The organism is Polaromonas sp. (assembly GCF_035638815.1).
GTDB lineage: Bacteria > Pseudomonadota > Gammaproteobacteria > Burkholderiales > Burkholderiaceae_C > Polaromonas.
Window position 1 is genome coordinate 24,964 of sequence record NZ_DASQZG010000004.1, and the last position, 15,852, is coordinate 40,815.

16 protein-coding genes are annotated in these 15,852 nt (G+C 59.4%); 6 read left to right on the plus strand and 10 right to left on the minus strand.

Annotated elements, in window-relative coordinates; translation table 11 throughout:
• Positions 1-1,125 (minus strand): NAD(P)/FAD-dependent oxidoreductase, encoded by a 1,125-nt coding sequence (locus VE934_RS01860; RefSeq protein WP_324883757.1) that lies wholly within the window; start codon positions 1,123-1,125, stop codon positions 1-3.
• Between the two features lie 9 nt (positions 1,126-1,134).
• A complete protein-coding gene (locus VE934_RS01865) occupies positions 1,135-2,124 on the minus strand; it encodes a LysR family transcriptional regulator (protein WP_324883759.1) in 990 nt (329 codons plus the stop codon).
• Between the two features lie 114 nt (positions 2,125-2,238).
• Here VE934_RS01865 and VE934_RS01870 point away from each other — a divergent pair, with 114 nt between their 5' ends.
• From VE934_RS01870 to VE934_RS01890, 5 genes are all read left to right on the plus strand, one after another.
• Positions 2,239-2,940, plus strand: a complete 702-nt coding sequence (locus VE934_RS01870; RefSeq protein WP_324883761.1) for a pirin family protein — start codon at positions 2,239-2,241, stop codon at positions 2,938-2,940.
• Between the two features lie 99 nt (positions 2,941-3,039).
• A complete protein-coding gene (locus tag VE934_RS01875; RefSeq protein ID WP_324883763.1) occupies positions 3,040-3,450 on the plus strand; it encodes a DoxX family protein in 411 nt (136 codons plus the stop codon).
• 71 nt (positions 3,451-3,521) lie between these two features.
• Positions 3,522-4,076 carry a flavodoxin family protein gene (locus VE934_RS01880; RefSeq protein ID WP_324883765.1) on the plus strand — a complete coding sequence of 185 codons (555 nt, stop codon included), beginning with the start codon at positions 3,522-3,524 and terminating at the stop codon, positions 4,074-4,076.
• 12 nt (positions 4,077-4,088) lie between these two features.
• The gene (locus tag VE934_RS01885) at positions 4,089-4,973 is read left to right on the plus strand and encodes a pirin family protein (RefSeq protein ID WP_324883767.1); all 885 of its coding nucleotides are present in this window, start codon (positions 4,089-4,091) and stop codon (positions 4,971-4,973) included.
• Between the two features lie 48 nt (positions 4,974-5,021).
• The gene (locus tag VE934_RS01890) at positions 5,022-5,717 is read left to right on the plus strand and encodes a DUF599 domain-containing protein (RefSeq protein WP_324883769.1); all 696 of its coding nucleotides are present in this window, start codon (positions 5,022-5,024) and stop codon (positions 5,715-5,717) included.
• Between the two features lie 133 nt (positions 5,718-5,850).
• Here VE934_RS01890 and egtB read toward each other — a convergent pair whose 3' ends face one another.
• Positions 5,851-7,146, minus strand: a complete 1,296-nt coding sequence (egtB, locus tag VE934_RS01895) for an ergothioneine biosynthesis protein EgtB (RefSeq protein ID WP_324883771.1) — start codon at positions 7,144-7,146, stop codon at positions 5,851-5,853.
• A gap of 32 nt (positions 7,147-7,178) precedes the next feature.
• Positions 7,179-7,964 (minus strand): sulfurtransferase, encoded by a 786-nt coding sequence (locus VE934_RS01900; RefSeq protein WP_324883885.1) that lies wholly within the window; start codon positions 7,962-7,964, stop codon positions 7,179-7,181.
• A 50-nt stretch (positions 7,965-8,014) separates the two neighbouring features.
• On the opposite strand from VE934_RS01900, the gene dnaE reads away from it, so the two are divergent.
• Complete coding sequence (gene dnaE, locus VE934_RS01905; RefSeq protein WP_324883773.1) at positions 8,015-11,524, plus strand: DNA polymerase III subunit alpha; 3,510 nt, start codon at positions 8,015-8,017, stop codon at positions 11,522-11,524.
• Between the two features lie 70 nt (positions 11,525-11,594).
• Here dnaE and tolA read toward each other — a convergent pair whose 3' ends face one another.
• The 6 genes from tolA to nusB are packed head-to-tail and all read right to left on the minus strand — an operon-like array spanning position 11,595 to position 15,841.
• A complete protein-coding gene (gene tolA, locus VE934_RS01910) occupies positions 11,595-12,482 on the minus strand; it encodes a cell envelope integrity protein TolA (protein WP_324883775.1) in 888 nt (295 codons plus the stop codon).
• Positions 12,483-12,499: 17 nt separating this feature from the next.
• Positions 12,500-12,931: a biopolymer transporter ExbD gene (locus tag VE934_RS01915; RefSeq protein ID WP_324883777.1), complete on the minus strand. Its 432-nt coding sequence runs from the start codon at positions 12,929-12,931 to the stop codon at positions 12,500-12,502.
• A 5-nt stretch (positions 12,932-12,936) separates the two neighbouring features.
• Positions 12,937-13,629 (minus strand): protein TolQ, encoded by a 693-nt coding sequence (tolQ, locus tag VE934_RS01920; RefSeq protein ID WP_324883779.1) that lies wholly within the window; start codon positions 13,627-13,629, stop codon positions 12,937-12,939.
• Positions 13,626-14,120: a tol-pal system-associated acyl-CoA thioesterase gene (ybgC, locus tag VE934_RS01925; protein WP_324883781.1), complete on the minus strand. Its 495-nt coding sequence runs from the start codon at positions 14,118-14,120 to the stop codon at positions 13,626-13,628. The genes tolQ and ybgC overlap by 4 nt, the downstream gene beginning before the upstream one ends.
• 4 nt (positions 14,121-14,124) lie before the next feature.
• Positions 14,125-15,321, minus strand: coding sequence for a pyridoxal phosphate-dependent aminotransferase (locus VE934_RS01930; RefSeq protein WP_324883782.1), 1,197 nt, complete (start codon positions 15,319-15,321; stop codon positions 14,125-14,127).
• Positions 15,322-15,325: 4 nt separating this feature from the next.
• A complete protein-coding gene (nusB, locus tag VE934_RS01935) occupies positions 15,326-15,841 on the minus strand; it encodes a transcription antitermination factor NusB (RefSeq protein WP_324883784.1) in 516 nt (171 codons plus the stop codon).
• Positions 15,842-15,852: the final 11 nt, after the last annotated feature.

A 15,852-nucleotide genomic window follows, 5' to 3' on the forward strand; every position in this document is an offset into this window, starting at 1 on the left:
TTAAACCAAGGCTAGCGCCATCTCCAGGCCTGAGACAAAACCGTCCTCAACACGGTGGCCTATGCACCAGTCACCGCAACTTCCGATACGGGATTTGGCGTCCCAGAGAAAAGGCTGGCCCAGCGGCTCGGTGGTTTGGGCGTAGCGCCAGCGGTGCACCACAGCGTGGGACGGTTGCGCACGAATACCGGTGACTTCGGTAAACGCTTTGAGAAGCTTGGCCTTGACGCGCTCGGCATCGTCTTCCAGGTGCTTCTGCGACCACTCAGGACTGGCTTGCACGGTCCAGCGCTCGATCGCGCCGCGCCCGGGTTTGGACGACTCCCTGGCCAGCCACGTAATGCGGTGGTGGGTGCTACGCGCGGCATTCCAGTGGGGGCCCAGATGCGGCAGGGTGGGCTGCAACGCCTGCGGGAAGGCCAGCATCAAGGTCCAGCAGGGCGCGATGTTGATGCCGCTCAGTGCGGGCATGAGCGTCTTGCCTTGTTGAGAGCTGAGCAGCAGGGCATGTGCTTGCGGCGCTGGCACTGCCAGCACCACCGCATCAAAACCAGAATAGACCTGACTGGCAGCGCCAGGGCCTTCGGTTTGCATTTGCCAGCGGTCCGGATGCAGTTTGTCGGCCTCCATGCGGATGACCTCGGTTTCGAGCGCGAGGGCGCCCGCGACTCCAAGCGGGAGAGCCCATTGCTTGACCAGCGCATTCATCCCCGGTGTGGCAACCCAATGGGCTTCCTTCGGCGGCAGTGCGGACGCCACCACGCGGCCCGCTTCATCCAGAATGCGAACGGTATTGGCGCTCCACGGGCGCACCAGGCCAGAGGCGGATGCCAGGGCTTTTTCAAATCGCGCATCGCGCACGGTGAAGTACTGGGTGCCATGGTCAAAACCGCCGAATTCCGAGTGGCGGGTGGCCATGCGGCCTCCAGGACCTCGGCTTTTTTCGAATACCGTGACCCTGTGGCCCGCCTGCACCAGCGTGCGTGCGCAGGCAATGCCCGCGATACCCGCGCCAACAACGGCATAGTGGCGCGGCGCTTGCCGCTCCGGCGTTGCCGCGGATTTTGCGGTGCTGCGTGAAGGGCGTTTGAGGGGGGTGCTTGCGGGTTTTGTTTTTGCTGTCATGGCTGCACTCTACACGCTGTGGTGGCGCTCCAGCAATGCCTTGCGTGTTTGCGGTCGCGCCAGCTGCGTCAGCCACCAGCTCAGCGCAAGCCCGTGCGGTGCTAAGGGCTGGGCCGGGGTGCTGTTTTTATTTTTTTTCCTTGCTGGTGCGCCGGGTACGGCACTGGGGTCCCGCCAGGCGTAGCTCAAAGGCACAAGCCGGCCAGCCCGGGCCACTGGTTTGGCGACCAGGCGGCCGCTTTCAATGTAAGGACGGGCCAGGCTTTCCGGCAAAAATCCGCAGCCCAGGCCGCGCAGCTGGGCCTCCAGCTTGTAATGCATGGTGGGCACGGTCAGCACATCCTGCCCACCGAGCAGCCCAATGCTGATTCCTGCTCCGCGCAGCGTGGTGTCTGCAACGGCTACCGCCCGGTGCTGCAGCAAAAGCGCATCACTGATGCTGCCGGTAGTTTGGGCCAGCGGGTGATGCGGCGCGACGGCAAAGACAAAGGGCAGATGGCCCATGGGCTGGCTCAAAATGCCGCGCGATTGGGAAACCTCCACAACGCAGCCGATCGCCAGGTCAGCCTGGCCCAGCACCAGTGCTTCCCAGGTGCCGGAAAGGGTCTCGGAGCGGATGCGCAGGCGGGTTGGTGGGTTCAGTGCGTAAAACGCCTCGCACAATTCAAACAAGGTGGTGCTGGAGATCACGTCGTCCGCCGTGATGGTCAGTTGCGGCTCCCAGCCTGTTGCCACCCGCTTGATGCGATGGGCCACCGCGTCAAGCTCCATCAGCAGGCGATGACCCTCCCGCAGCAGCTCGTGGCCCGCAGCCGTCAGCTGCGCCTGGCGCGATGAGCGGTCGAAGAGCAGAACGTCCAGCGCGTCTTCAAGCTGGCGCACCCGATAGGTCAGGGCGCTGGGTACCACGCCCAGCTCCCGCGCGGCGGCGGCCAGACTGCCGGTCCGGTGCACGGTTTCCACCAAAGTCAGGGCTTCCGGGGTCAAAACGTTGCGCATAGGGCTTCCGTTCATTCAAATTATTCGAATGATGACATCAAATAACAACAATTATCGCGGGGATGTTGGGCCATACATTCATCACATACCAAGTTTTTTTGAAAGGACTTCAGAATGTTGACGCTCAGAAAATCTGCCGAACGTGGCTATGCCGACCACGGCTGGCTCAAGTCTTTTCACTCCTTCTCGTTTGCCGGGTATTACGACCCGGCCCATATGGGTTTTGGCAACCTGCGCGTCATCAATGAGGACCGGATTGCTCCTGGCACCGGTTTCGGTACCCATGGGCACAAGGACATGGAAATCATCAGTTACGTCATGAGCGGCGCGCTCGGCCATAAGGACAGCATAGGCAACGGTGCGTCCATCCCGCCCGGCGATGTGCAGCGCATGAGTGCAGGCAAAGGTATTCAGCACAGCGAGTCCAACCACGCGCAGGATGCAACAACGCACTTCTTGCAGATCTGGATTGAGCCGAATGTCAAAAGCATTGCGCCCGGCTATGAGCAAAAATCGTTTGCCGAGAGCGAAAAACGCGGCGCACTGCGGCTGGTTGCCTCAAACGACGGTGCTCAAGGGTCCGTGACAGTCCATGCCGACGCCAAACTTTATGCAGGGCTCTTTGACGGCGGCGAGAGTGCCGACCTGTCGCTGGCGCCCGGCCGCAAAACCTGGGTGCACCTCGTGCGTGGGGAGTTGCAGGTCAATGGGCATACCCTGCAGGCGGGGGACGCTGCGGGGCTGGAATCAGAAGGTAACCTGCGGCTGACTGACGGCAAGGATGCCGAAGTGCTGGTGTTTGATCTGGCTGCCTGATCTTTATCCGAACGTACTATCGCTCAGGGCCTGTTGCACAGCGGGGCGGTTTGCTTCACCGCTTGTTTCGCTTTGCATTTTTTCAACAAGGAGATTTTTATGCTTAACTCACTTCAAAACCCGTTGTCCCTGATCGGTCGCGTGCTGATTGCCCTGCTGTTTATCCCGGCTGGTTTCAGCAAAATTGCGGGGTTTTCCGGCGCGGTTGGCTACATCGCCTCCAAAGGCGTTCCCTTGCCAGAGCTGTCAGCTGCAGCCGCCATCGGTGTTGAACTGGGCCTCGGCTTGCTGCTGTTGGTGGGGTTTCAAACGCGTTGGGCCGCACTGGGCATTGCTCTCTTTACCGTTGTGATCACGTTTATCTTCCACGCGTACTGGGCTGTACCCGCCGAAATGATGATGATGCAGAAACAGGCATTTTTCAAGAACATTGCCGTGGTTGGCGGATTGCTGACCATCGCCGCATGGGGCGCCGGTGCATGGAGTATTGACGGTCAGCGCAAAGGCTGATTCAGACGTCACAACGCATCTCCCGGGCCACCTCAGTGGCCCACTTTTCTAAAACATGACAAGGACAGGCTATGAAAAATATTGTGGTTGTATTTCATTCGGGTTACGGACATACCCAGCGCATGGCGCAGGCAGTGGCAGAGGGCGCGGGCGCAGAGCTGCTGGCCATTGATGCGGACGGCAATCTGCCCGAAGGCGGGTGGGAAACACTGAACGCGGCTGACGCCATCATCATGGGCTCTCCGACCTACATGGGAAGTGTCAGCTGGCAGTTCAAGAAATTTGCCGATGCTTCATCCAAGGTCTGGTTCACGCAGGGCTGGAAAGACAAACTTTTTGCCGGGTTTACCAACAGTGCGTCGGTCAACGGTGACAAGAGTTCTACCCTGAGTTATCTTGTGACGCTTGCCATGCAGCATTCAGGCGTGTGGGTTGGCCAGGGCATGATGCCGGCCAATACCAAGGCTGCGCAGCGTAATGACGTCAATTATTTGGGTACCTACATCGGCGCCATGGCGCAGTCGCCGTCAGACGCGGGTGCTGCGGACATGTTGCCCGGCGATCTGGAAACTGCAAGACTGTTTGGCAAACGGGTGGCCGACGTCGCAGCAAAGTTTCAAGCCTGAGGAGTGTCCGCAATGCCTGCCTCCCTCCAGCTGACCGGCCACAACCACGACCTCGGTGGTGGCTTTTTGGTGCGTCGACTGCTGCCAGCTGCGCAGCGACAGTCGGTCGGCCCGTTTGTGTTCTTTGACCATTTCGGCCCGGTCAGTGTGGAGCCGGGTAGTGCGCACGATGTACGGCCACATCCGCACATCGGGCTGGCCACGGTGACCTACCTTTTCGACGGCGCCATCATGCACCGTGACAGCCTGGGCGTTGAACAGTGCATCGCTCCCGGTGCCATCAACTGGATGACCGCGGGGCGTGGCATTGTGCATTCGGAACGCACGCCGGAGGATCTGAAAGAGCAGACTTATGTGAACCATGGCATTCAACTGTGGGCGGCTTTGCCAAAGGAGCATGAGGAGACGGATCCCGCTTTCGAGCACACACCGGCCACGGCAATTCCTTCGCTGATGTCAGGCGCGACAGCGGTGCGGGTATTGATTGGTCATGCCTTCGGTCTGACCTCTCCGGTGAAGACCTTCTCCACCACGGTTTACCTCGATGTCCAGTTGGCTGCGGGCGTGCCTTTTGAGTTGCCTCCGCTGGCCCAGGAGCTGGCGCTGTATGCGGTGGACGGAGACATCGTTGTGGATGGCGTGGCCATTGCCGCCCATACGCTGGTCGTGCTGGTGCCGGGGAGCGCCGCAGCAGTAACCGCAGCTACGGCGGTGAGGCTGATGGTGATAGGCGGAGATGCACTGGAAGCGCGTCGCTTCATGTGGTGGAATTTTGTCTCCAGCCGCAAAGAGCGCATCGTGCAGGCCTCGCTTGATTGGGAAAATCAGGACATGGGGCAAGTGAGCGGAGATGCTGAGTTCATACCCTTGCCGGAGCGCCGCTTCAAAGCGACCTAGGCAGGGCAGAAGTATCTCGCGACGGGCGGGCACGATTAAGATCCTCACATGAAAGTCTTTACCTTGCTCCCCTGGGCCGACTGGCTGGCGATTGTCTGGTTTTTTGCGTGCTGGATGGGGTACGCCTGGTTTGCGCGCTACTACGGCGTCAAGCGCCCGTCGATTTTGCGAACCACCAACCGATACCGCCACTATTGGCTGCTGCAGGCCACCTCGCGTGATCCGCGCGTTGTGGACGGCATCATCACCCAGAACCTGTCGTCCACCCCGGCTTTTTTTTCGTCCACCACCATCATCATTATTGGTGGCCTGTTTGCGCTGCTGGGCACCACAGACAAGGCGTCCGAACTGGTTCGGGAGATCCCGTTTGCGGTTCGCACCTCTGTGCTGATTTTTGACCTCAAGATTCTGATGATGGTTGGGGTGTTTGTGTATGCGTTTTTCCGCTTCAGCTGGTCCATGCGGCAGTACACCTTTGTGGCGCTGATCATCGGCTCCCTGCCATCGCCTGAAGACTTTGCATCCGGAAAGTTTGACCGTGAGCAATTTGCCAGCCGCGCCAGCCGTACCGTGGGGCTGGCGGCAGAAACCTTTAACGATGGCCTGCGCGCTTATTACCTAAGCTTCGCCATCATGGCCTGGTTTTTCTCGACCTTTGCGTTTGCATTGGCCACCGCCGTGGTGGTGCTCATCCTCTACAACCGGGAGTTTCGCTCCGAGGTTCTCGAAGTGCTACGAGAGTAATGGTGTTGGCCCCCACGCCTGTCACTGCGTGTACTGCGCTGCCCCCCGAGGGGGCGCTGCGCCTGCGGCCCGACGAAGCCGGTTCCGCGGCCCCTGCTTGAATGGGAGGGCCTTGACGGACGGCGCCGCCTGGTTAGTTGGTGTCGCGCGCCAAGCGCAGGCCGCTGAACTGCCACTGCGCATCCGGTGGGAAAAAGTTGCGGTAACTCGCGCGTATGTGGCTTTGTGGCGTGGCACATGAGCCGCCGCGCAGCACAAACTGGTTGCACATGAACTTGCCGTTGTACTCACCCACCAAACCTTCCCACGGCTTGTAGCCGGGGTAGGGGTTGTAGTTGGACTGGGTCCACTCCCAGACGTCGCCAAACATCTGCGCGGGGCTGCCCACAATTTCCTGCTGCAAGGGAATGGGGTGGTACGCCTCAGTCTCCACAAAATTTCCCTGCTGACCCGCCACACTGCGCGCAGCCAGTTCCCATTCAAACTCTGTCGGTAAACGCGCCTCCGCCCAGCGCGCATAGGCGTCCGCTTCGAAATAATTGAGGTGGCACACGGGTGTGTTGGGGTCCAGCTTGACCAAACCTTGCAGGGTGAAGTTCTGCAGCGCGCCCAATTCACCTTGCCAGTACAGAGGCTGGGTAGCGCCATTTTCTTGTACCCAGTCCCAGCCCATGGACAGCCAGAGCTCGGGCCGCCGGTAGCCGCCATCGTCAATGAAGGCCATCATCTCGCCGTTGGTCACCAAGCGGCTGCCGATTTCAAACGGCGCCAGATACACCTTGTGCCGTGGCGTTTCATTGTCGAAGGCGAAGGCACCATCCATGCCTTCGTCATAACCGTGCTCGACCAGGCCACCGTCAAAGCCGAACCACTGCAGAGGCTGCGGACTGATGCTGGACAGCGGCCAGTGCTGCGCGTAAGCCGGTCGTGCCCGGTTGAACGAAAGCGCGTGTTTAATGTCGGTCAGCAGCAACTCCTGATGTTGCTGCTCATGGTGCAGGCCCAGGGTTATGAGTTGGATCAGTTCGGTGTTGTCGGGATGGCTCTGAAGGAGGGTCGAGACGCGCTCGTCAACTTGCGCCCGATAGGCCAACACCTCAGCCAGCGTGGGGCGGCTGATCAGTCCGCGCTGGGGACGCGGGTGCTTGTTGCCCACGCCGTTGTAGTAGCTGTTGAACAGCACGCGGAAGCTGGCATCAAATGGTTTGAATCCCGGCTCATATTTCTCGAGAACAAAAGTCTCAAAAAACCAGGTGAGATGCGCCAAATGCCACTTTGCGGGGCTGGCGTCTGGCATGGACTGCAACTGGCAGTCTTCAGCACTCAGCGGTTGCGTCAACGCTTCTGTTTGCCCGCGAACCTGTGCAAAACGCTGCCCCAAACCGGAGGGTGAAAGGTGGGCTTGTGGTGCAAGGTGAGTAAGGGGCATGGTGACAAAGGCCTGCGGCGAATGGTCGATCGTTAACAGCTTTCCATGGTTGGGTCTTTAGGCTTGTCAGACGGTACGCCGACATCCACCCGGGGTGAAAGGCTTGGGTCGAGTCCTCTACGGTCGTCGAAGACAAAACATTCTCCATCAAAGTGCGCGTGGCCGCTATCTTCAAAATATTTCAGAATCCCGCCGTCGAGCTGGTAGACGTTTTCCACCCCGGCCTCGCGCATGAAAATAGCCGCTTTTTCGCAGCGTATGCCGCCCGTGCAAAAACTCACCACCGTTTTTCCAGCGAGTTCCTCCCGGTGATCCAGCAAGGCCTGCGGAAATTCGGTGAACTTGTTAATACGCCAGTCAATGGCATTTTTGAAAGTACCCACCTCAACCTCAAAGGCGTTGCGCGTGTCCAGTGTGACAACCGGTTGCCCCTGATCGTCATGGCCCGCATCCAGCCAGCGCTTGAGCGTCACAGCATCAATAGCCGGCGCCCGCCCCAGCACGGGCTGGATGGCCGGGTGGTCCATGCGGATGATTTCGCGTTTGACCTTGACCAGCAGCTTGCGAAAAGGCTGCGCGTGCGACCAGCTCTCCTTGGCTTGCAAATCCGCAAAGCGGCTGTCTTGCCGCAAGTGAGCAAGGAAATCATGAATGGCCGGGGCGGGGCCAGCCAGAAACAGATTGATACCTTCTTCGGCCAGCAGCACGGTGCCTTTGAGTTCCAGCTGGTGCAGCTTGTGGGATACGGCCTGCTGCAAGGATTCCAGCTGATCCAGCCCAACAAATTTGTAGGCTGCAATGTTGAGAACTTTCATGATCGACTCATTGTAGGCAGCGGGCGGTGGGGCCCTCGCCATAGAATGAAGGAATGTTTGTTCATTTGCGTATTCACACCGAGTTTTCGGTGGTTGACGGTACCAACCGTATCGATGAAATCGTGCAGGCTGCAGCGGCCGACCGGCAGCCCGCACTGGCCATCACTGATCTCAGCAATCTCTTCGGCACTGTCAAGTTTTACAAGGAGACCCGTGGTGCTGGCGTCAAGCCGCTGATCGGCGCCGATGTGTGGGTGCAAGTGCCGGGCAAGGACGTGACTGCCGGCCCGGCCCGGCTGCTGCTGCTGGTGCAAAGCCGCCAGGGCTATCTCAACCTTTCAGAACTCCTCACGCGCGCCTGGACACGCGGCGTGGTGCGAGATCAGGCTGTCGTCAAGCTGGAGTGGCTGCAGGAGTTGAATGAAGGGCTGATCGCGCTCTCAGGCGCGCAGGGCGGTGCTGTGGGGCAGGCGCTGGTGCAGGGCGACAGCGCGCGGGCAACGGAATGTGCGCTGTACTTCGCTGGACTTTTCCCTCACCGTTTTTATCTGGAGTTGCAGCGCGCTCAGCGCGTGGATGATGAGCAGCACGTGGCCGCAGCTGTGCAACTGGCCGCGCGGCTCAAGCTGCCTGTGGTGGCCACGCACCCGGTGCAATTTTTGAGTTATGACGACTACGAGGCGCATGAGGCGCGTGTTTGTATTGCCGAGGGTGAAATTCTGGGCAACGCGCGGCGGGTGCGCAAGTTCACGCGCGAGCAGTATTTCAAAACCTCAGCCCAGATGGCCACGCTGTTTGCCGATGTGCCCTCGGCCCTGGCCAACACGGTGGAGATTGCCAAGCGCTGCAACCTGAAGCTGGAGCTGGGCAAGCCCATGCTGCCTGATTACCCGACGCCGGAAGTCAATGGCGTACATCTGCCGATTGACGCCTACTTTCGCCATGCGTCGTTTGAGGGGCTGGAAGAACGGCTCGCCCATTTGTACCCTGACGCGGCCGTGCGCGACGCCAAACGACCGACCTATGTCGAGCGCCTGGAGTTCGAGATCAACACCATCCTGAAAATGGGTTTCCCCGGTTACTTTTTGATCGTGGGGGACTTCATCAACTGGGCCAAAAACAACGGCTGCCCCGTGGGGCCAGGGCGGGGCTCCGGCGCCGGTTCGCTGGTGGCGTATTCGCTAAAGATCACCGACCTGGACCCACTGCAATACAACCTGCTGTTTGAGCGTTTTCTCAACCCGGAGCGGGTGTCCATGCCCGACTTCGATATCGACTTCTGCCAGACCAACCGCGACCGTGTGATCGACTACGTCAAGGACAAGTATGGCAAGGAGGCCGTCAGCCAGATCGTCACCTTTGGCACCATGGCGGCGCGCGCTGCCATTCGGGACGTGGGCCGCGTGCTCGACTTTGCTTATGGCTTTTGCGACGGCATTTCCAAGCTGATCCCCAACAAGCCAGGCCAGGCAGTGACCCTGCAATTGCCGCCAACCGACCGGGACAAAAACGACAAGCTGGTCTATGCGCTGGAAGCCGAGCCAATACTTGCCGAGCGCGAGCGCAAGGAAGAAGACGTGGCCACGCTGCTGGCCTTGGCGCGCAAGCTTGAAGGCCTGACCCGCAACGTCGGCATGCATGCGGGCGGCGTGCTGATCGCGCCCGGAAAACTCACCGACTTCTGCCCCCTGTATGCGCAGCCCGGCAGCGGCTCGGCGGTGAGTCAGTTTGACAAGGACGACGTCGAGGCCATTGGTTTGGTCAAGTTTGACTTTTTGGGTCTGGCGACACTGACCATTCTGGAGCTGGCCAGACAGTTCATCATTCAGCGCCACCCTGCGCAGCAGAACTTCCGCTTTGAGGATTTGCCGCTGGACGATGCGCGTGTTTACGCGCTGTTTGCCAAGGGGCAGACTGAAGCCGTTTTCCAGTTTGAAAGTCGCGGCATGCAGGGCATGCTGCGTGACGCCAAACCTACCCGGCTTGAAGACCTGATTGCGATGAATGCGCTGTACAGGCCGGGTCCGATGGACCTGATTCCGACTTACATTGCGCGCAAATCCGGCCGTGAAGATGTTGTCTACCCCGATCCGCGGGTTGAGGCCATTTTGTCCGAGACCTACGGCGTCATGATTTACCAAGAGCAGGTCATGCAGATGGCGCAGATCCTGGGCGGCTACTCGCTGGGCGGCGCCGACTTGCTGCGTCGCGCCATGGGTAAAAAGAAGGTCGAAGAAATGGCGGAACACCGCCAGATTTTCAGCACGGGTGCGGCCGAAAAAGGCATCAGCAAGGAAAACGCCGACAAGGTGTTTGACGACATGGAGAAGTTTGCAGGCTACGGCTTTAACAAGTCGCACTCTGCCGCTTATGCCTTGCTGGCGTATCACACCGGCTGGCTGAAGGTGCATTACACCGCCGAGTTTTTCTGCGCCAACATGACGGTTGAGATGGGCGACACCGACAAGCTCAAAATTTTGTTTGGCGACGCCATGAAGATGGGCATGACGTTTGAGTCACCCGACGTGAACCGTGGCAACTACCGTTTTGAGCCGATCACCAGCTCCAGCATTCGCTACGGTCTGGGCGCGGTCAAGGGCACCGGCCAGCAGGCCATTGCCGCCATCGTGGCTGCGCGCGAGGAGGGCGGTCCTTTCACCTCGCTGTATGACTTCTGCGTCCGGGTCGATAAAACCAAACTTAACAAGCGTACGGTCGAGGCTTTGATCAAGGCCGGCGCTTTTGACAACCTGCAGCTCAACCGCGCGTCGCTGCTGGCGTCAGTGGACAGGGCCTTTGAATTTGCCGCCGCCAGTGAGGCCAACGCCAATCAAAGCGGGCTGTTCGACATGTCTGACTCCCATGCCGCGAGTACACAAGAGCCTGCATTGGTTGATGCCGTGCCGTTTGGGGTGAAGGCCAGGCTGACCCAGGAAAAGACAGCGATTGGTTTCTACCTGTCAGGCCATTTGTTTGATGAAGTTGAGCACGAGGTGCGGCAGTTTGCCAAGCGCAAGATCGACGACCTGATTGACTCGCGTGATCCGCAACTGCTGGCCGCCATCGTGACCGATTTCCGCGTCATCAACGGGCAACGCGGCAAGCTGGCCTTGTTCAAGCTGGATGACAAGTCAGCCGTGATGGAGGCCACCGCCGACGAGGCGTTGATCAATGCTAACCGCAACTTGCTGAAAGACGATGAGCTGGTCATCGTGCAAGGTGTGCTGCAGGCTGACCGTTTCACTGGTGGCTCCCGTCTCAAAGTCACCCAGGTGTGGGATCTGGACGCCGCGCGTTGCCGCTTCGGAAAATACCTGCGCGTGGCGGTCAATGGCAAGGCACCCGACGTGCAACGCATTGTTAAAGACTTTCCGCCACGCCGCGAAATGTCAGAGCAGGGGGAAGTGGTGCGCGGATTGCCGGTTCGCCTGAGTTTGAAGCGTGACAGCGCGGTGGCTGAGTTGCAGCTGGGCGAGGCTGCCAAATTTTTCCCGACGGATGCGGCGCTGGCCAGCTGGATGGCGCAAGCCGATCAGGGGCTGGCCAGGATTGTTTATGAATGAAATTGGCCGTTGGCCCTTTAACCACGGGAATAGTTCGCTATTTTATTGATAGCGATCTGCTGGTCTCACGCTAGTCGTTGCGTTTGAATTCCAGAATCATCGGGGTGGGTACCCGGCCATCCACGTCGCGCGGCATGGTCTCTGTACGGATGATGGCCTTGATCACCGCATCGTCCCAGGCTTTGTTGCCGCTGGACTTGATCAGTCGCTGACTGATGATGCTGCCGTCAAGCGCGGTGCGCACTTCGACCTCTGCGGTAGGGTTGCCTGCGACTTCATCAGTGAAAACAATGTTGGGCTTGACCTTGGCACGTACCTTGCCACCGTAGCTGGCAGATGGTCCACTGGATTTCTGCGCAGAACCTTTGGAATCCGCGCTTCCGGTGGCTCCCGCAAGTCCGAGTGAGCGTTTGATGTTTTCCTGCCGCTGCTTTTCGGCGGCCGCGCTCTCCAGCTTTTTCTTTTCCTGAGCTTTTACGTCCTGTGTTTTTTCATCGGCTTTGCGCTTGGCAAGGTCTTCTTTCGCCTTCGCCTCTTTCTCCTTCAAGTCTTTTTCTTTTTTGGCCTGGAGTTCTTTCAGCTTTTCCTGCTCAGCCTTGGCCTTGGCAAGTTCGGCTTCCTTCTTCTTCAGTTCCAGTTTGCGTTTTTTCTCCCGCTCCAGCGCAATGTCTGCATCAGGCGCGGGCGCAGGTGGCGACGCTTTGACCTGCGGCTCTGGTGCGGGGGGCGGAGGAGGGGGCGGGGGCAATGCTTCCGCCGGCTTTGGCGCGGCCTCCTGCGGCACGCTGGACCACAACTCGGCATCAAACGAAATATCGGGGTTGCTGTGTCTCCAGTTCACTCCCCAGGTCAGTGCCGCCAGCAGCAACAGGTGGGCGACCACCGCCAGACTGAAGGCACGTAACGCGCCCGGATCAGGGTGCGGCGCAAATTCGAGGCGATCGATGGCGCTGGGCATGGGAGTGTCGACGGAGATTAATTACCCGTTTGCACCGACAGGCCGACGCGGATCACGCCCGCCTTGTTCAACGCATCCATCACCTTTACGACGGTCTCGTACTTGATGGACTTGTCGGCGCTGATCACCACCGGCGTGACCTGCTCACTCGCAGGCACAGCCGGCTGAAGGCGTTTGACAGACGCGCCTACCTCGCTGAGCCGTGTGGTGACGGCGGTTCCTCCCGATTTGATCTGGATAACTTCGTCTTTGCTGATTTCGATCTGGATCGGTTTGGGCGGCTGCCCCGGTGCCTTGCCGACTTTGGGCAGGGCAATCATGCTGGGCGTGATCAGGGGAGCAGTCACCATGAAGATGATGAGCAGCACCAGCATCACGTCGATGAAGGGCACCATGTTGATTTCGCTGATGGTGCGGCGGCCTCTGCCACGGGATGAAACTGCTGGCATATTGCTTAATGCCCGGAGGGGGACTGGGCACCGAGATTGCGTTGCAGGATGTTGGAGAACTCCTCGATAAAGGTTTCCAGCTTGTTCGCCACACGGTCAATGTCATGGGCAAAGCGGTTGTAGGCAACCACAGCCGGTATGGCCGCAAACAGGCCGATGGCAGTCGCGACCAGCGCCTCTGCAATGCCGGGCGCGACGCTGGACAGCGTCACCTGCTCCAGCGCGGCCAGACCGGTGAAGGCATGCATGATGCCCCACACCGTGCCAAACAAGCCCACGTAAGGAGACACCGATCCGACGGTGGCCAGGAAGGAGAGGTTGGACTCAACCGCATCGACCTCGCGTTGGTAGCTGGCCCGCATCGCACGGCGCGCGCCGTCAAGCAGGGTGCTGGGGTCCGACATGCGGCGCTCACGCAGTTTCTGAAACTCACGCATGCCGCTGGCAAAAATACGCTCCATCGGGCCGCTGTGTTTCGCGTTCTGTGCGGCAGCCGCGAAAAGGTCGTTCAAGCTGGTGCCTGACCAGAACTCGCGATCGAACTCCTCGTTGAGCGACTGCACCCGCTTGAGCGAAATGATTTTGCGGATGATCGCTGCCCAGCTCGCAATCGACACGCCGACCAGCAAAGCAACAACGCCCTGGACCACCCAGCTGGCATTGAGAATGAGGTTGACGATGGATAAATCCTGATTCATGTTGTGGTTTCCAGACGGTCAAGGAGGGAGGCGGGAATTCTTGAAGGTTTCAACTTGGCGGCATCAACCCAGCCGATGCGTATGGTCCCTTCACAAAGCACGACTTCGCTCTGCTCTGATTTCAATAGCGCAGTCTGCACGATTATCAAGGACGCGCGCCCTTTTTCGATGAGACTTGCAGTAACAATCAGTTCATCATCCAGACGGGCCGGGCGGTGATACCGCACGCTCGTTTCAGTGACGACAAAGATGCCGCCCGTGCTTTCACGCAGTTGCTGCTGCTCAATCCCAAGAGATCGGAGCCACTCCGTGCGCGATCGTTCAAAAAATTTCAGGTAGTTGGCGTAGAAAACAATGCCGCCAGCGTCCGTGTCTTCCCAATAGACTCGCAGCGGCCACTGAAATGTGGCCCCCACGCTTTTCACTTCGTGTAAGGCGCTGCCCCCCGAGGGGGCTAATTTTCCTTGGGGCGGCCCTGCGGAAAATTGCATGGCTTTAACCAAGGACAGCCTCCAGCCGTGCCACGGCCTGCTTCAATTCTCCCATCGAGTTGGCCGTGGAGAAACGGATGTAGCGTTCAGGCGCGTCGGTGCCAAAGTCGCGGCCGGGCGTGACGGCAATATGGGCGCGCTTCATCAGCTCAAATGCAAAATCCCAGCTCCCGCTCACGCCCAGACGTTTGGCCGCCGCGGTGCAGTCCGCGTACGCATAAAAAGCGCCATCCGGCATGACGGGCACCGTCAAGCCTAAGCGATTCAGTTCAGGGATGAAGTAGTCACGTCTGGCTTTGAACTCTGCGCGTCGCCGTTCGTATTCGGCCAGGCTCTCGGGCTCAAAGCAGGCGAGGGCTGCATGCTGGGCAATCGTACTTGGGCAGATAAACAAATTTTGGGCGATGCGTTCAATCACCGGCGCCAAAGCCTCTGGCACCACCAGCCACCCCAGTCGCCAGCCGGTCATATTGAAGTATTTGCTGAAGCTGTTGATGCTGATGACACTTTCGCCCAGGCCGCCTGGCATGGCCAGTGCGGTGTGGCCGAAGTGAGCCTCGTAACTGAGGCCCAGGTAAATCTCATCGACGAGAGTGATGCCGCCCCGGCTGTGCACAAACTCATGAATGCTGCGCAACTCTTCCGGTGCAATCGAAGTGCCGGTGGGGTTGGATGGCGAGGCCAGCAACACGCCGCGGGTTTTGTCGGTCCACGCAACCTTGACCTTGGCGCTGCTGAGTTGAAAGCGCTCGGCTGCCGTGGTGGGCACCAGCACCGCCGTGCCTTCCGCCGCACTGACAAAGTGCCGGTTGCAGGGGTAGCTCGGATCGGGCATCAAAATTTCGTCGCCGGCTTCGATCAACGCCAGGCAGGCCAACTGCAAGGCAGCCGAGGCGCCGGCGGTGATGACGATGCGCGACGGAGCCACGTTGGCCTGAAACCGCGTGGCGTACCAGCGGCTTATGCTTTCGCGCAGGTTTTGCAAGCCGGTTGCCTGTGTGTACTGGGTGTTGCCAGCATGAATGGCTTGTGCGGCAGCCTGCTGAACGAGTGGCGGCGCGGTGAAGTCCGGCTCGCCAATGTTCAGAAAAATCATGGGCTGCGCGGTGCCCGCAACTTCTTTGGCCAAGGCCGCTGCGGCTTTGGCCACCTCCATCACATAGAAGGGTTCTATGCGCTCGGCACGACGGGAAATTCGCATTGGCTCAGGCTTTGTCGGCGGCGACTTCAGCTGTGCGGAACGCGGGCGCAAGCTTGTGCAACACGCCATTGACATATTTGTGCCCGTCGGTGCCGCCAAATGCCTTGGCTAGCTCAATGCACTCGTTGATGACAACGCGATAGGGCACGTCAAGGCAGTTTTTGAACTCGTAAATGCCGATCCACAGAACCGAATGTTCAACGGGTGATATTTCAGCCATCTTGCGGTCCAGCAGCGGTGTAAGGGCGGCGTCCAGAGTCTTGGCATCTGCAATACAGCCGTGCAGCAACGCGTCGTAATGCGCGGAGTCCGCTTTGTGAAAGCCCACCAGGTCGCGTGTAAACGCATCAATTGATTCAACTTCGTTGCGACCCACCAAGTGTTGGTACAGGGCCTGCAAGGCAAACTCGCGCGCGCGGGTTCGGGCTGATTTGTCGGCGGCCTTTTTGACACCGGTGTCGGTCAGGCCGGTTCGGGTTTGCGGCGGGCGCTTGGGTTTGGTGGGGATCTTGTCGGTCATGGCGCGCTTGT

What these genes read in the sequence shown, in the direction of transcription:
- VE934_RS01915 (WP_324883777.1), bottom strand. Translation starts at nt 12,931, where the DNA reads ATGCCAGCAGTTTCATCCCGTGGCAGAGGCCGCCGCACCATCAGCGAA.
- tolQ (WP_324883779.1), bottom strand. Translation starts at nt 13,629, where the DNA reads ATGAATCAGGATTTATCCATCGTCAACCTCATTCTCAATGCCAGCTGG.
- ybgC (WP_324883781.1), bottom strand. Translation starts at nt 14,120, where the DNA reads ATGCAATTTTCCGCAGGGCCGCCCCAAGGAAAATTAGCCCCCTCGGGG.
- VE934_RS01865 (WP_324883759.1), bottom strand. Translation starts at nt 2,124, where the DNA reads ATGCGCAACGTTTTGACCCCGGAAGCCCTGACTTTGGTGGAAACCGTG.
- VE934_RS01860 (WP_324883757.1), bottom strand. Translation starts at nt 1,125, where the DNA reads ATGACAGCAAAAACAAAACCCGCAAGCACCCCCCTCAAACGCCCTTCA.
- nusB (WP_324883784.1), bottom strand. Translation starts at nt 15,841, where the DNA reads ATGACCGACAAGATCCCCACCAAACCCAAGCGCCCGCCGCAAACCCGA.
- dnaE (WP_324883773.1), top strand. Translation starts at nt 8,015, where the DNA reads ATGTTTGTTCATTTGCGTATTCACACCGAGTTTTCGGTGGTTGACGGT.
- tolA (WP_324883775.1), bottom strand. Translation starts at nt 12,482, where the DNA reads ATGCCCAGCGCCATCGATCGCCTCGAATTTGCGCCGCACCCTGATCCG.
- VE934_RS01880 (WP_324883765.1), top strand. Translation starts at nt 3,522, where the DNA reads ATGAAAAATATTGTGGTTGTATTTCATTCGGGTTACGGACATACCCAG.
- VE934_RS01870 (WP_324883761.1), top strand. Translation starts at nt 2,239, where the DNA reads ATGTTGACGCTCAGAAAATCTGCCGAACGTGGCTATGCCGACCACGGC.
- VE934_RS01890 (WP_324883769.1), top strand. Translation starts at nt 5,022, where the DNA reads ATGAAAGTCTTTACCTTGCTCCCCTGGGCCGACTGGCTGGCGATTGTC.
- egtB (WP_324883771.1), bottom strand. Translation starts at nt 7,146, where the DNA reads ATGCCCCTTACTCACCTTGCACCACAAGCCCACCTTTCACCCTCCGGT.
- VE934_RS01930 (WP_324883782.1), bottom strand. Translation starts at nt 15,321, where the DNA reads ATGCGAATTTCCCGTCGTGCCGAGCGCATAGAACCCTTCTATGTGATG.
- VE934_RS01875 (WP_324883763.1), top strand. Translation starts at nt 3,040, where the DNA reads ATGCTTAACTCACTTCAAAACCCGTTGTCCCTGATCGGTCGCGTGCTG.
- VE934_RS01885 (WP_324883767.1), top strand. Translation starts at nt 4,089, where the DNA reads ATGCCTGCCTCCCTCCAGCTGACCGGCCACAACCACGACCTCGGTGGT.